This window comes from Runella aurantiaca (assembly GCF_003339505.1).
In the GTDB taxonomy this organism is placed as follows: Bacteria; Bacteroidota; Bacteroidia; order Cytophagales; family Spirosomataceae; genus Runella; species Runella aurantiaca.
Window position 1 is genome coordinate 109,961 of the sequence record NZ_QPIW01000014.1, and the last position, 15,425, is coordinate 125,385.

At 38.8% G+C, this 15,425-nt stretch carries 12 protein-coding genes; all 12 read left to right on the plus strand.

Annotated features, from left to right (window positions below):
• Positions 1–147 precede the first annotated feature (147 nt).
• The 12 genes from gmd (at position 148) to DVG78_RS17400 (ending at position 14,989) form a co-directional block, all read left to right on the plus strand.
• Positions 148–1,293 (plus strand): GDP-mannose 4,6-dehydratase, encoded by a 1,146-nt coding sequence (gene gmd, locus DVG78_RS17345; RefSeq protein WP_114462320.1) that lies wholly within the window; start codon positions 148–150, stop codon positions 1,291–1,293.
• Positions 1,294–1,340: 47 nt separating this feature from the next.
• The gene (locus tag DVG78_RS17350; RefSeq protein ID WP_114462321.1) at positions 1,341–2,654 is read left to right on the plus strand and encodes a flippase; all 1,314 of its coding nucleotides are present in this window, start codon (positions 1,341–1,343) and stop codon (positions 2,652–2,654) included.
• A 28-nt stretch (positions 2,655–2,682) separates the two neighbouring features.
• Entirely contained in the window at positions 2,683–3,867 is a 1,185-nt protein-coding gene (locus tag DVG78_RS17355; protein WP_114462322.1) for an O-antigen ligase family protein, read from the plus strand.
• A 40-nt stretch (positions 3,868–3,907) separates the two neighbouring features.
• Entirely contained in the window at positions 3,908–4,795 is an 888-nt protein-coding gene (locus tag DVG78_RS17360; protein ID WP_114462323.1) for a sugar transferase, read from the plus strand.
• 17 nt (positions 4,796–4,812) lie between these two features.
• Positions 4,813–5,826 (plus strand): polysaccharide pyruvyl transferase family protein, encoded by a 1,014-nt coding sequence (locus tag DVG78_RS17365; RefSeq protein ID WP_114462324.1) that lies wholly within the window; start codon positions 4,813–4,815, stop codon positions 5,824–5,826.
• A 17-nt stretch (positions 5,827–5,843) separates the two neighbouring features.
• Complete coding sequence (locus DVG78_RS17370; protein ID WP_114462325.1) at positions 5,844–7,004, plus strand: glycosyltransferase family 4 protein; 1,161 nt, start codon at positions 5,844–5,846, stop codon at positions 7,002–7,004.
• Between the two features lie 17 nt (positions 7,005–7,021).
• Positions 7,022–7,783 carry a WecB/TagA/CpsF family glycosyltransferase gene (locus DVG78_RS17375; RefSeq protein WP_114462326.1) on the plus strand — a complete coding sequence of 254 codons (762 nt, stop codon included), beginning with the start codon at positions 7,022–7,024 and terminating at the stop codon, positions 7,781–7,783.
• A 643-nt stretch (positions 7,784–8,426) separates the two neighbouring features.
• Positions 8,427–9,446 (plus strand): RodZ family helix-turn-helix domain-containing protein, encoded by a 1,020-nt coding sequence (locus DVG78_RS17380; RefSeq protein ID WP_114462327.1) that lies wholly within the window; start codon positions 8,427–8,429, stop codon positions 9,444–9,446.
• A 1-nt stretch (position 9,447) separates the two neighbouring features.
• Complete coding sequence (locus DVG78_RS17385) at positions 9,448–10,293, plus strand: YjbH domain-containing protein (protein WP_158550045.1); 846 nt, start codon at positions 9,448–9,450, stop codon at positions 10,291–10,293.
• Positions 10,294–10,331: 38 nt separating this feature from the next.
• Positions 10,332–11,468, plus strand: coding sequence for a YjbH domain-containing protein (locus DVG78_RS17390; protein ID WP_229598254.1), 1,137 nt, complete (start codon positions 10,332–10,334; stop codon positions 11,466–11,468).
• Between the two features lie 48 nt (positions 11,469–11,516).
• Positions 11,517–12,224, plus strand: coding sequence for a hypothetical protein (locus DVG78_RS17395; RefSeq protein ID WP_114462330.1), 708 nt, complete (start codon positions 11,517–11,519; stop codon positions 12,222–12,224).
• Positions 12,224–14,989, plus strand: coding sequence for a hypothetical protein (locus DVG78_RS17400; RefSeq protein ID WP_114462331.1), 2,766 nt, complete (start codon positions 12,224–12,226; stop codon positions 14,987–14,989). The genes DVG78_RS17395 and DVG78_RS17400 overlap by 1 nt, the downstream gene beginning before the upstream one ends.
• Positions 14,990–15,425 lie beyond the last annotated feature (436 nt).

A 15,425-nucleotide genomic window follows, 5' to 3' on the forward strand; every position in this document is an offset into this window, starting at 1 on the left:
TAAGTGATTAAGAAAACGCTTAAATGATTAGATTAAACTTGTCCTTTTATTGCTAATTAATGACAAGTTGCTTTTCTGAATCATTCTTGATTTTGAATTTCTTGTGCTGAAAAGCACAAATTTGTTAGATATTTATTGCTCAACGTTATGACAAATAAAGTAGCCCTCATCACGGGCGTCACCGGTCAGGATGGCGCCTATCTTTCCGAGCTTTTATTAAGTAAAGGTTATACCGTACACGGTATCAAGCGCAGAAGTTCGATGTTCAATACCGACCGCATCGACCACCTCTACGAAGATCCCCACGTCGAAAATCCCCGTTTTATCTTACACTACGGCGACTTGACCGATTCAATGAACCTGACCCGCATCATTCAGGAGGTGCAGCCCGACGAAATCTACAACCTCGCGGCCATGAGCCACGTAAAAGTAAGTTTTGACGAGCCCGAATACACCGCTAACGCCGATGGTATCGGTACTCTCCGTATCTTGGAAGCGGTACGTTTATTAGGCCTTGCCCACAAAACTCGCATCTACCAGGCATCCACCTCTGAGCTGTACGGTTTGGTGCAGGCTGTTCCCCAATCGGAATCCACGCCTTTTTATCCACGCTCGCCCTACGCCGTGGCGAAGCTCTACGCCTACTGGATAACGGTCAATTATCGCGAAGCCTACGGGATGTTTGCCACCAACGGAATCTTGTTCAATCACGAATCACCGTTGCGCGGCGAAACTTTCGTGACCCGCAAAATCACGCGTGCCGCTGCCAAAATTGTGTTGGGACTGCAGGACGCCCTCTACATGGGTAACATCGACGCCCAACGCGACTGGGGCCACGCCAAAGACTACGTAGAGGCCATGTACCTCATCTTACAGCAGGAAACCCCCGAAGACTTTGTGATTGCCACGGGCGTAACCACCCGCGTACGGGAGTTTATCCGTAAAACCTTTGCGTTCTTGGGCGTAGAAGTGGCGTTTACGGGCACCGAAGCCAATGAAGTGGGCACGATTGCCTCGATTGATACCCTGCGTTTGCAGGAATTGGGCATTCCCATCGGTGAGCATTTAAAAGAAGGAACCGTTATCCTTAAAATTGACCCGCGCTATTATCGCCCCACCGAAGTAGAGCTCCTCATCGGTGACCCCACCAAATCCATGGAAAAGTTGGGCTGGAAACCCAAGCATACGCTCGATATGCTGATTGAAGACATGGCTACTGCCGACTTACGCCTTTTCCAAAAAGATCAATTGTTGTTGAAAGAAGGATTTGGGGTATTGAATTACTTTGAATAAGTGTTTCTAAAATTATATTTTTAGAGAAATAATTGAGAAATAAAATTATGGCAGGGAAAAATGTACTAGTTAAAAATATTGCTTCTCTCGGTATTGTTCAAATTGCTAACTTTGTTTTCCCTCTTATTTCAGTTCCTATAATTTCAAGAATACTTGGCCCGGAAAAATTTGGAATTATAAACTTTGTAGGTGCATTTGTAGTATATTTTAATATGTTTATTGGCTATGGGTTCAATTTAACTGCAACAAGAAGAATTACTCAATTTACAGATACTGTTGAACGTAGACAACTCATATTTAGTGAGGTGTTTTATTGTAAAATAATTCTTTTTTTTATTTCCCTGATTATTTTTACAAACTTTGTTCTTTTTTTGCCAGCTTTAGAGTCGGAGAGGTTATTGTCAGTATATGCATTTATATTTTGTATTTCATCAGTATTAACTCAAGAATGGCTTTTTCAGGCAATGCAGGATTTGCCTAGAATTGCATTGTTAAATTTACTAGGTAAAACAATATATATAATTTCTGTCCTGTTATTAATTAGAGAGAGAAGTGATTATTATTGGCAACCATTGATGTTAAGTGCTTCACAAGTTATTATTTCATTGATTTCATTTGTCTGGGCTAAAAAAAAATATAAAATAAAATTAATATTTATACCAATAAATAGGTGCTTTAAATTACTTTGGGATGATAAAACTGTTTTTTTTTCTCTCGCATTTACAAGTATATATACAACTGTAAATGTTGTAGTGTTAGGAGTTTTACAAAGTAAAGAATCAGTAGGTTTTTATACGGCAGGACAAAGGCTAATTTCTGTTGCTCAACTTGTTATAACGCTACCACTAGCACAAGTTTTTTATCCATATATAAGTAAAGCATTTGCAGTAAATAAAGAATTAGGGATACAAACAGTCCAAAAATTGCTTCCTATTGTAATTATATCGACAGTTTTATTGGCAATAGTTATGTTTGTAGTTGGTGAAAATGTTTTAATGATTTTTTATGGAAATGATTTTGCTCAATCGGTGATTGTTTTTAAAATACTAACGTTTATTCCAATGTTTGTTGCAATTAATAATGTAATGGGTGTGCAAACAATTTTGAATTTAAATTTGGATAAAATATACTTTAAAGTTATTGCAATAAACGCTTTTGTAAGTGTAATTACAAATATACTAATGGTGCATCAATGGGGGTTCATAGGTTGTGCAATTAATTGGTTATTTACTGAAATGCTTATTTGTTTGATATTGTATTTTTCTATAAAGAAGGAAGGTATTAGCGTTATAAATATGAAGTATTTTATGCTAAGCCATTTTAGAGGCTATTATAATGAGTTGGCAAAGAAGAGATTTTAATTTATTTTTTTAGATTAACTAGTTTAAAATGAATTATGAACGTCTAGTTTTGGTTTATTCGTCACTTATACTTCTTTCAATAAGTAGTTTAGCTCAGTCAATTGGATTTGAAAGTCTAAAATATATAAGATTTTTAACGCCAATAGTTTTGCTTTTCTTGCCGTTTTTAGAGGTAAAAAATAAAAAGATAAATGATGGGAAAATTGGGAATAAATATATTTTTAACATTGGAAAGTTGTTTATTTTTATTGTATTACTTACTGTTCTAACAAATACATTTGTATACTCAATAGGACTGACATATAGAAACTTTGTTAATTTTGTTTTTTTACTTTCTCCTCTATTTGCACTTTATTTGATAAACTTATATGTTGATTATGACGATTTGAGAAAAGTAATATCTTTTCAATTTTATAACTACATAGTTATTTATTTGGCTGAACTAATCCTTAAAGGGGTGTCCTTTCAGTCTATTTTAAGTAGCCTTAGCTCGAACTATATTACAAATTCTAGTTATGAAACTGAAAGTGGAAGCTCACTAATTTTTGGCTTTTATTCAATATATTTCTTGCATTATAAGCGTTACCAAAGCTTTGTTTTGTCTGTTTTGTTTGTGATTTTAGGTGCAAAAAGAATTGCTATATTTGGTTTAGTATTGTCATTAATAGTGTTATATTTTTATCCATTTATTTATAATAAAATTATACGAAATGTAAAAAATACTTTCTGTGTGGTTTTTGCTTTAGTTATGTTATTATTGGCAAATTTTTGGACAATTCTATATACTGGGAAATTTGATTCTCAAATTCATGATTTGATTGGGGTAAGTCCAAATGCTTTTTTTATGGGTAGACTTAGTCGTATCTCTACATTTTTCTCCTTACTAAAAGATAAAGATGATTTCTTTTTGGGGTATGGTATAGGATATGCTGAAAATATTCTATATTATTTTATGAAACTCCCAACGCCATTTCATAATGATTTTTATAAATTTTATTTTGAATTTGGTCCGTTTTTGTTTCTTTTATGGTGTTATTTTATGGTTAAATTTGCTATAATACATCCTCTGTCCTTTTCAAGTTTTTTTCTGCTCTTGATTTTGATGCAAACAGACAATGTATATACCTATGAAACAGTTATGTATTCGTTCTACTTTGTTACCATTATTTCATTTAAAGAAACTTTAAAAGGAAGAAAGGTAACTGGAAGTTAGTCTTACAATTTTGGCTTTAAACTCTATGAAATAATTATTTATGAAATCATTAAGTCCAATACTTTTGTTTGTATATAAAAGGCTTGATACTCTTCAGTATACTGTAAATGCCTTGCAAAATAATTATCTTGCAAATGAAAGCGAATTGTTTATTTTTTCAGATTTTGCAAAATCTGAAAATGATATTGAGAAAGTGCTAAAGGTTAGAGAATTTATTAAAACCATAAGTGGTTTTAAAAATGTTGAAATATTTGAAGCTCAGAGTAATATAGGCCTTGCAAATTCTATAATCAATGGTGTAAATAAAGTAATTGAAAGATATGAAAGAGTTATTGTATTAGAAGATGACTTAGTGACCAGTAAAAATTTCTTGATATACATGAATGAATCACTAAATTTTTATGAAAAAAATTTAAAAATATTGTCAATATCAGGTTATATGCCGAACATTAATATTCCTGTTGATTATAAATATAGTGTTTTTTTTGAAAGAAGAACAACTTCTTGGGGGTGGGCCACTTGGAAAAATAGATGGGAGAAAATTGATTGGAATATAGATGATTATCAAAATTACTTTTCGTCATTTCAAAAGAGATGGGATTTTTATAAACTTGGATATAATTTATACCCAATGCTAGGTAAACAAACTAGAGGTGAGATTGATACTTGGGATGTTCAATTTGTTTTACACCAATTTAAGTATAATTATTTGTCTGTATTTCCTGTTGTTTCAAAAGTAAAAAATATTGGATTTGGAGTAGATGCTACTCATACAAGTAAAAATATTAACTACAATGATAGTCTAGACCAATCAAAGGAGTTTGGTAGTTTTGATTTTCCAGATGATATTTTTTTAAACAATTCAATATCTAAAAAATTTCAATTTAATTATAGTGCACTAAATAGTATTTTAAATAGGTTTTTTTGACTATAAAAATTTAATTTATGAAAATCGGAATTTGGGGCCTTTATGATAAAGGAAATTTTGGCGATGATTTGATGGCTATATTATTTGTTAATTATTTAATTAGTGAAGGATTTGAAGTTACTGCCTATAATTTGTCAGATAATCTTGCATCTGAAATTTCATGCTCTTCAATAAAATCAATTGATTACTTTGTTGATTATAATGATGTTATTGTGATTGGTGGCGGTGGAATGTTGGTTAATAACTCCTTTTTGAAATTTGCACTTAAAGAAAGTGAATTTAAGTTTGAAATGTCATTTATGCATTTATTCAATTCTTTGCGTAAGTATAATAAAAAAATCATACCTATTTCTATTGGTGGTGCAAACTCGATTAAATTAAATAACCCTTATAAAAATAAAATATTTTCAACTCAGTATACACTAAATGGTTCCGTTCGATTGCCATCTGATTTGTTGCTTGTTGAGAACTCAATATTTGAATATTTTCCTGACATTGTTTTGTCAACTTCAATTTTTTTTAAACCTATAAATGTCGTAAGTGCTAAAAAAAAGAAGAAAATTGTTTTGAATTTGAAAAATAAAACAGCTAGACCTTTAATAGATTCGTTTATTAAAAACGATATTTTTGATATTTTTGACGTATATACGTTTAAATCTCATGCAGCACCTTTGTCTCATATAGGTAACTATGAATTTGAAATTTCTGGCAAAAATTTTGACTTTAATAAAATACACGAAGGAGTAGATTTTCTCAAAGATGCCGATTTTGTAATTTCATCAAAATTGCATGTTGGTGTTGCCGCAGCATCCTTTGGTGCCTTTTTTATTAGTTACAAAGGTCCCAGTAAAGCTAAAGAATTTTTGAAAAATTCTAATAATGAAAATTATATAATTGATGACGTAAATTCCTTGTCTAATCTTTTAAGTAGTTTTGACTCAAAAAAAAATAATTCATTCTTGATTGATAATCAAAGAGATGACTCTTTAAAGCATTTTGCTTTTCTTTTAAATACTTTAAATAAATTGTAATTTTAAATACTTTTGATTTGAAAATATTATTAATTCATACTTTTTACAATTTAAAAGGTGGTGAAGATTTTGTTTTTGAACAAGAATCAAACCTTCTTTCAAAACATCTGATAATTGATAAATTAATGTTTCATAATAAGCAAAGCTTTTTTGGAGCATTTCAATTTTTATTGTATTTTTGGAATCTTTCTTCTTCGAAGCGAATTAAGAAAAGTATTTTAGAGTTTAAACCAGATATTATACATGTTCACAACTTTCACTTTGCCTCTGGTCCAATAATTATTAGGGTTGCTAATAAGCTTGGTATACCAATTGTTGTGACGCTTCATAATTATCGTTTGTTATGCCCCTCTGCTACTTTACTTTCTAATGACTCATTGTTTTTAGATAGTATCACTTCTAGATTTCCATGGTTAGCAATTAAAAAAAAACTTTACAGGAACTCTTACATTCAAACATTTTGGCTTGGGCTTGTAAATTGGCTTCATAAAAAAATTGGAACTTGGTATTTAGTTGATAAATATATTGTTTTGACTGGATTTTCTAAAAATATATTTCTGAACTCCTGGCTAGGAAGAAATCCAGATAAATTTGTTGTCAAACCAAATTTTATTCAAAATTATTTTGTATCTCCAGTATCAAGAAATAATAAATTTTTATTTGTAGGAAGGTTAAGTGAAGAAAAAGGCATTACATTACTTCTAAACGTTTTCAAAAATATTGATTACCAATTATTGATAGCAGGAGATGGTCCTTTATTAGATGATGTTTGTACTGCATCTAATACATATAATAACATTACATATCTTGGTAGTCTTAATAAATCACAAATTTTAAATGAAATGAATTGTTGTACTGCATTATTATTTCCTTCAATATGGTATGAAGGAATGCCTATGACAATATTAGAAGCTTTTTCAGTTGGCACCCCTGTTATTGCAAGCAATCTTGGTGCTATGGCCTCAATGATTACACATAAATTCAATGGTCTACATTTTGAAACTGGTAATTCTGATTCTTTAAAGTCTGCTCTTGATTTTTGGGTTAATTCCGATGAACGTTTTAAGAAACTACTTCAAGAGAATGCAAAATTAACCTATGATTTAAAGTACACCCCTGAAAAAAATCTTGATTTTATAATTGATATTTATAAATCTGTGCTTGTTGAGAATACGTAAACTTCAAAAGGATTGTGATGTATAAAGCTAAATTATTACATGCAAATATCTCTTCTGGAACATTTGTTGATTTTGTACAACAAATGATTCAACTTGGAAAATCCCGTACATCAACCTCTGTTTTTGTCGCAAATGTTCACATGTTTATTGAAAGTAAGCAAGATTATCAATTTGGCCTTTTCTTTAACAATGCTGATATCGTTTTACCTGATGGTAAACCATTGTGTGCTGCACTTAATTTTTTGTACGGCATTAAACAGGAGCGCGTAGCGGGGATGGATTTAATGCCTATATTGCTAGATGAAGCCTCCAAGTCGGGTGTTATAGTCTATTTTTATGGCTCTACTGATGATGTGCTACAAAAAATTCGCGAGAAATGTGTTCTTGTTTATCCTTCATTGAAGATTGGAGGAATGTATTCGCCCCCATTTAGGAAACTCACTGCTGATGAAGACCAAAAAATTATTAATGATATAAATGCATCGGGTGCAGGGATTGTCTTTGTAGCTTTAGGTTGCCCTAAACAAGAAAAATGGATGTCGGCCATGAAAGGACGGATTTCGTCAGTAATGATTGGAGTAGGGGGAGCCTTTCCAGTATTTGCGGGTGCCCAAAAACGTGCACCCAAATGGATGCAGGATGCTAGCTTGGAATGGTTGTATCGGCTAATACAAGAGCCTCGTCGACTTTTTAAACGCTATTTTGTAACGAATTCACTATTTATTTTTATGGTCCTACGTGAAAAATTGCGTTTGAGCTGGTTTCCAAGTCATACGTAATATCTTGCCTTTTCGGATAGCTTAAATATTCTACTCTTAATGGTATCTTTTTTGTATCTATAAGGTATCTAATTTTCGATATTGGGCCATTTTTTTAAAAACAATAGCAATTTTTGAGGTAATTTTATTGAAAATAATAAAGATTAGATTGTTATTTTCTAATAAAATATAATGTTATAGGTTTGATTACTAGTTATTTAGTGTTTTTTGATTATTTTGGGTTGTTATTTGTCGTTTTTTTTTGTACATTTGTTATAGCTTAATCGTCAACTATAAACACTAATCCTTCATTCTGGTTTTTAGTTGGTGAATGTAGTACTCAACGTTAATAAATTATGAAACATAACTCCAACACGGTTCTCCGTTTATTGATTCCCCTTGTTTTGAGGCGGGATTTCTAGCAAATCTTTTTTTTCTTACGACTACTTTGTCCAAAAGTTAAATCTTAAAGGACACTGGAGATTTAAGGCTTTACTCTGCTGACGTATAGTGAATATCGTTAATTAGTGTAGCTTGCCTCTTAGGGAATTTTATATTGTAAAATCAATTAAAAAAGAGCGTATTTAAAAACGAGTAAGCCACGGGAGTGGTTGAAATTAAATTAAACAGAAAACAAATAATATCACTTAATCACTCAATGACAATGAAAAAAAGTACATTTTCACTCTTCGTATTTGGGCTGGCTTTGACGCTCCTCATGTACAATTGTAAAAAAAGCGATCCTTTGGAGCCCGATGCTGATTTGGTTGAAGATCTCAACAAAATTGAAGTAGCTCCCGTAACGATTGTTGCGCCAACGCCCGTTACAACCACGCCATCTTCGGTGACGGCCTCCGCCAAAACGGCTGAAGTAGCCAATGCCATTGGCAGCATTGCGACTTCAGGAGTGGTGCCTGCTTCGGTAAAAACGTCAGCGGCTGAAGTATCGGGTGCGTTGTCACCCACGGAAGTATCGGCAATGGCGACGGTTACCCCCGCAACATTGGCCGCAGTAGCGGGCGGTGGGGCGCTTCCAACTGATTTGAAAGCGGTGCTTGATAAAGCGGCTGCCAACACGGCTTTAAAGGCTTATTTGCCTTCTTTCACGTTACCTTCTGTCAATGGACAGGCGGTCAATGGCCGTTCGGGTGCTTCTGTGCCAGAAACCATTGCTCAAACGGATGGTTTGGCTGTGTCGGATGAGTGCATTGCCAAAGCGGAAGAAGCGTTAGCAACGGTTATTGCAAAACTGGATAACACTAAAGCGGCAGAAATGGCAAAAGTAGAGCAGGCCTATCAGACGGTTATTGCGGCTCTGGCGGGTAACGAAGCTACTTGTACTGCGGGTATTCCTGCAAAATATACGGCTCTACGTACCGCAGCGCAGGCTATTTTTGACAAAACAAATACGGACTTGGATGCGGCTCAGGCGGTGTTAGGCGCGGATTACGCTTTGCTGAAAGCCTTGAACTCCATCAGTTACTTAGGGTATTTGAGCACGCTCAATAACTTGCAGTCGGCCGATGTAAAAGCGTGTAGCTCCCTGACTACGGCGGCTACTGCTGCGGCGCAGGCGGCTCGTACCACCAACACAGCAGCGGTAAATGCGGCTTATACCAAAGCATTGAACGAAGCCAATGCCGCTAAAGTTGAACTTATCGAAAGCTGCCACAACCAAGGCTAAGATGTTTCATCCATTGAATACACCTCTGACAAAGGGTAGCCTTGCGCTATCCTTTGTTTTGGTTTTTATCATGGTGCAGGGAGCGGCCCAGACGAATCTTTCGGGCAAACCGGGGCTTATGTATGTCCCCTCGGCGGTGGCCTTGGAAGATGGGGCGTTTCGGTTTGGGTACAATTATAACCCCATTCACTACGGGATGAGGGGGCGAAACAGGAACCCCGAGCGGATTTGGTTTGCGCATTTAGCAATTCTGCCGCGCTTGGAAATAACGGCCACGTTACTCCAAATGATTGATACGAAGATTCGGGATGTGCGGGAAGGAATTGGGGATCGCTCCATGGATATTCGGTATTTGTTGTTAAAAGAAACCAAAAAACGGCCTTCGGTGGCGGTGGTGATGACCGTCCCTTTTACCATTGACGGGGCCATGCTTACCCACGTGGTGGTGGCCACCAAGAATTTTACGTTTAATCCCAGGTTTAGCTTAGAAGTAAGTGCGGGTTATGGGAGTCCTTATTTTGTTTATCGAAATAATGGAGTATTGGCAACCGATCTTAACTCTACCTTCCTTAATAATTTTGCCATTCAGAAGAAAAGTGAGTGGCGTTTTAAAAACAATTATTTGGTAGGACCCTTTGGGGGAGCGGTGTTACATTTTCGAAAACAGGCGGGATTGATGGTGGAGTATGATTCTCAAAACATTAATGTCGGCGCTTATGCTACGCTCTTTAAACGTTGGACGGTGCAGGCAGGATGGCTGAACGGGGATCAATTTATGTTTGGAACTTCATTTGGGGTAAATTTATTGAAACTACCCCGGCAGTTGAGAAAGGAAAGTGAGAAGTGATTTTTTAATAAATCAGTCAGGAAATCAACGGTAAGGCTTTGAAATTAAGAGATTTATATTCATTTTTTTGGAGTGTTGGATTGGTGTTTACTTCCGTGGGCCTACTCTTGGGTCAAGAGGGGAAGGGGAGACAGGGTTTGAATTTTGAAAACGTTCAGGTCGATAAGCAGCAGGTGGTGTACGAACAGCGATTGTACCGCAATCCTTTTATTGGGTTGTACGGAATACAAAAGGTCGTGAATGATTCGGCCCATCTTTTGACCTACGTTCCGATGATACAAGGTATTCCAGTGGCCCGCTACAAGATGGGGGCATCGTTGGAGGCAAACGCATTGACGCAGGCCGAGCGCTCGGCCCTGACGAAATGGGGCTTTTTTCCGTTACAGCGCCGAAATTATAAGTTTGATTTTTGGTTACATCCCGTTTTTTGGGCCAAATTTGGAAATTTCTCCAAGCCCGTCAGGAGTAATACGAGTGTTCTTTTACAAAGTCAAGTGTATTTATGGCCGGGCATGGCGCTCAATTGGGGAATCCTTTTTCCCGTGTCCAACGATTTGGACAACCGCCCGAAAATGATTCGTCCAGCCCCCGTTTTTCTGAATCAATTTTACGCCAAAGACAATCATTTTGTAAGTGCGTCGGCGGGGCTTTTTCACAATGACCAATACGGCGTCAACGTTCAGTACCGCCACACGGATTTTAAATCTCCTTGGTCGTACGGGCTAGAAGTAGGGCTGACGGGGATGTATTACTACCCAAGAGGAGGGCTTTATTACGAAAAAATGGATAAACTCCTGCTGCTGGCCGACGTCGAATACCGTTTCAGCAAGTTGGATCTTTTGCTGAAGGTTTCGGGAGGGCAGTTTTTGTGGGGAGATAAGGGGGGAAGATTTGATTTTATTCGTCAATATACCAACGTAGAAATCGGGCTTTTTGTGGTTGCCACCCAAAATGGCGCGACGGCGGGTTTTAACTTTGCTATTCCGATTCCACCCAGAAAAATAGTGCAAACCTCAAAAATGAGGTTGCGCACCACGGAGGAGTTCAGATGGCAGTACCTCTACGCGGGGGGATATAAAATGGGAGAGCGCTACCAAACGGGGTATCAACTTGATCAGCGTTTGCGGCAGTACCATCAGAACTACCTGAATCGGCAGTATCAGCAAACGAAATAGGGGTTTATTTTACCCATTCGCAAAAATAGTCCAACAAAACTCAACGATATGAAGAAGGCGGTATGGCTTATTTATTTCGTCGCGCTGGGGCGAGCGTTCGCCACTGGCAACCCAGGAGACTCGGCGGTGCGATGGTGGCCAAGTGCGGTAGGCATTCAGGCGGGTACGACGGGCGTAGGCGTGCAATGGGCTTGGAAGCTGCGCGCACAACCCAGACTGGTGTTGCGGGTGGGAGCCACTTACGTAGCCTACAAAAAAAAGATTCAAATTGATTTAGGCGATAGTTCACTCATTGAGTTTCGCCCCGATTTTGTTATCGGCGTTGTACATAGTTCGGTTAAATGGCACCCTTTTTCACGGAGTGCTTTTTTTTTGACGGGAGGTTTGGGTTATACGTGGCGGCCAGATATTCAACTGGAACTCAGTGCCCTGTCGCCCATCGAATTGGGGGGAATTCAGATGAAACCCGATGAATTTGGAACCATAGGATTGGGCATAAAATGGTCGCCCGTGGTAGGTTATGCCGGGTTGGGGTTTGGGCGTTCTATTCCCAAACGACGCTGGGGCGTAGGGGTCGAACTCGGGTGTTATTACCTCGGAGCCCCTAAAATTAACATGGAATTTGATGGTTTTCTGGAAACGACCACGTTGGAGGAGCAGGTTCCGCTAATTGAACGCAACATGCGTGGGTATCGGTTTTTACCCAATCTTCAGTTGGTGATTACGTACGCGTTGGTCAAAAAATCGTTACGCTGATGAAACGAATCTTACTTTTTATAGGGCTGTGGCTGGGAGTGGTGAGTGCCTGTAAAAACCCTTTGGATGGCTTGGAGCTGCGTTTTAAGAAGCCGTATCCCGTAGCGTTGGATGTTCAATATTACACCGTGGAAGGCAAGGCTCCCCCCGAGAACATGGAAGTGGTTTTGGCGGGGCCTGATGCTAATCGACTGATTACCACGGTCAATACCAAGAAATTCAGAATTTCATCAGACGGCGCGTTGTTTTTGTCCATTGACTCCCTGGGGCCGAGACCTACCGCCCAAAATCCCCTGAAATTTACGGTAGTAGCCAAAGTGCCGGGTTTTGTGGATGCCGTTTTACCCGTTGAAATGGGCAACGAAAACCAACGCTCAGTGGCGTTGATTTTGCAACCCACGGGTACGACGTCGGCCGTGAAGGTGGCCCAAAGTACGGCCAGCAGGTCGGGGAGCGTTGACCGGGATTGGAGCGTTGAAACCCCGACGCCCATTATTGCCAATCAGTCGGTGGCGCAGGCAAGCATCGCAAAAGGGACACAGCTCAAAGACGTAGCGGCCAAGGAAGTAGGAGGGACGTTGACGGCGCGTTTTCAGGCGGTCGACATCAATAAATCCAACAATACATTTTTGATTAACCCCATTGTTAATCAGACAATTACGAAACCCATTTTAAGAGGAGGAACTGCGGAAGGCACAAATCAGCAATTGACGCAGGTAGTGGGAGCATTTTTGTTGCAGATTCACAACGAACAGTACCAACTGGTAAAGACGGCTTCGCAGCCCATTCGGGTTCGGTTCAGCGTGTCGCCCCAGCTATACCATCCTTTGGAGCGTCGGGTGATTCAGGCGGGCGACGAGATTCCCCTGTTTAGTTATGACGCCGCGACCGAAAAATGGCAGACCGAAACCCCCGGAAAAGTGCAAAAGGCCAGCAACGGCGACTTGGAATACGTGGCGGAGCTGTCGCATTTGTCGCTGTGGGTGGCAGGATTTACCAAGCAAAAATGTGATACAGGTCCAAGTTTTAAAATCAAAAGCAGCCTACCCACGACCAACCTCCAGTACCAATGTGAGGTAATCAACGAAGCCACTGGAGCGCGCTTACAGGTGTTTAAATCAACCGTCAATAATGGCGAGATTATAAAAATCAATGGATTGGAAAGTGACCAATTTGTTAGGTTGCGCATCACGGATGCGTTGGGAACGGCGGTGGTCAATTCTCAATTGGTCAAAGGATGCAGTGGCGAAGTGCAGGAAATGGATCTTTCGTCGTTCAAAAAACAGATTCAAAAATGTCCCAACGGGCCAGGTTTTAAAATCAAAAGCCCGCTGCCCAACAGCGATTATCGGTATAGTTTTGTGGTTATCAACGCCGAAACGAATGCGCAATTGCAGAGTTTTCAGACCACGGCCAACAACAACGAGGTGGTCAGACTCAGCGGGCTAGACAGTGATCAGAAGGTGCGTTTGAGAATCACGGACATTGTTAGCTCGGCCGTGGTGACCTCAGAACCAGTGGATGCCTGCGCGAGCAATGCGGAGTTGGTGGTAGACATTAGCTCCTTCAAAGTGCCGCCGCAGCGCTGCGCCAACTCCCCCGTTTTTCGGATTTCGAGTACATTGCCCAACAGCGACCGGAGCTATACTTTTGAAGTAATCAGGGCCGATACCAAAGCGCGGATTCAGGTTTTTCAGTCGTCGGCCAACAACGGCGATATGATTCGACTCGGTGGGTTTTACGAAAATACGGGAATGATTCAGTTGCGGGTTTTTGACTTTCTCAGTTCCGCGCAGGTCGTCTCCAGCCCGTTGGATGCCTGCACCAACGTAACGACCCCGCTCGTGTTGGAAAATTTTAAAATTCCCCCGCCAAAATGCACTTCGCCTTTGGGCTTTAGGGTAAAAAGCAACCTTCCCAACAGTGGAGTTACGTACCAGTGTCAGGTCATCAATGCCGCCACCAATGGCGTGATGCAGACTTTTGCCACGACGGTAAATAACGGTGAAATCATCAGAATCAATGGTTTGTACAGTGAGCAAACCGTTCGACTCAAAATTATGGACAACCAAAGCGGAGCCGTGGCGCTGTCGGTGGCCGTGGGTGGCTGCACGGCGACCGTTCAGGAGATTGATGTGACATCGTTCAAAAAGCCAATCTTAAAGTGTGCTAATCCTTTGGTATTCAGCGTAAAAAGTACCTTGCCAACCAGCGATAGGGCGTACAATTGTGAAGTGATTAACGACGTAACGAAGGCAAAAATCCAGTCTTTCCAGTCGACTTTGAACAATGGAAATTTGATTAAAATCAGCGGATTAGACGCCGACCAAAAAGTTCGACTGCGGATTTATGATTCGCAAAGCTCGGCCATTGCGCTTTCGGCGGCCGTAGATGCGTGTGCTCCTGGAAATCAGGCGATTGACGTGACTACTTTTAAAATACCGCCTAACATCAAACCCGGAGAAGTTCGGATTACGCTTCAGTTTCCTTGCAAAGCCCTTGATGAAGATAAATTGCCCACTCGAGAGTTGTTTGGGCGGTTTCGGGAAACGGGCACGCTGCAATGGAAAAACCTGCCGAGCATGAAATACATCTCAGGCCAGACGGCGTTTAGTATCGTAACGGATTTGTTGGAAGTAGGAAAAACCTACGATTTTCAGGTGGGGCCAGCGCCCGGCTATTTCTCATTCAGTGAATCGGCGTATAAGCTTCGAAAAGTGGATTGGGTGATTGAGATTGAAACGACTGAATATTGTAAATTATAAATATTGAACCGCGTAGATGAATCTACGGAATGGTACATTTAAGCGAAGAAACTGGGCGTAAATTTGATGAAAGTCCCGATATTAATAAACATGCTTTAAGGGATATTAGGGCGTGGTGATTGTAAAGTTGTAATTCTTATTGGTATACATTATTTTCTTTATTAACTAAATAAAAACTGCATTTTGAAAGTATATGTAGATATTATGGGTTGTTTCATTGTTGAAATTGTTCAGTTTTTTGGGATATTTAATTATAAAATAAACAAACATAATTTGTAATATTTTTAGATTTTTCTTTGAATAGGAGGGCTCTTGCTCACTTTTATCTGTTTTAAGAATTCAAGAAATAGAATATTATTTGATAAGTTTTTTTAAAAAAGATAAAATTGTATGGTTTATTTTACGGAATTCTTCTATATTTGGTATACCAATAGGA

What these genes read in the sequence shown, in the direction of transcription:
- gmd (WP_114462320.1), top strand. Translation starts at nt 148, where the DNA reads ATGACAAATAAAGTAGCCCTCATCACGGGCGTCACCGGTCAGGATGGC.
- DVG78_RS17350 (WP_114462321.1), top strand. Translation starts at nt 1,341, where the DNA reads ATGGCAGGGAAAAATGTACTAGTTAAAAATATTGCTTCTCTCGGTATT.
- DVG78_RS17355 (WP_114462322.1), top strand. Translation starts at nt 2,683, where the DNA reads ATGAATTATGAACGTCTAGTTTTGGTTTATTCGTCACTTATACTTCTT.
- DVG78_RS17360 (WP_114462323.1), top strand. Translation starts at nt 3,908, where the DNA reads ATGAAATCATTAAGTCCAATACTTTTGTTTGTATATAAAAGGCTTGAT.
- DVG78_RS17365 (WP_114462324.1), top strand. Translation starts at nt 4,813, where the DNA reads ATGAAAATCGGAATTTGGGGCCTTTATGATAAAGGAAATTTTGGCGAT.
- DVG78_RS17375 (WP_114462326.1), top strand. Translation starts at nt 7,022, where the DNA reads ATGTATAAAGCTAAATTATTACATGCAAATATCTCTTCTGGAACATTT.
- DVG78_RS17380 (WP_114462327.1), top strand. Translation starts at nt 8,427, where the DNA reads ATGAAAAAAAGTACATTTTCACTCTTCGTATTTGGGCTGGCTTTGACG.
- DVG78_RS17385 (WP_158550045.1), top strand. Translation starts at nt 9,448, where the DNA reads ATGTTTCATCCATTGAATACACCTCTGACAAAGGGTAGCCTTGCGCTA.
- DVG78_RS17395 (WP_114462330.1), top strand. Translation starts at nt 11,517, where the DNA reads ATGAAGAAGGCGGTATGGCTTATTTATTTCGTCGCGCTGGGGCGAGCG.
- DVG78_RS17400 (WP_114462331.1), top strand. Translation starts at nt 12,224, where the DNA reads ATGAAACGAATCTTACTTTTTATAGGGCTGTGGCTGGGAGTGGTGAGT.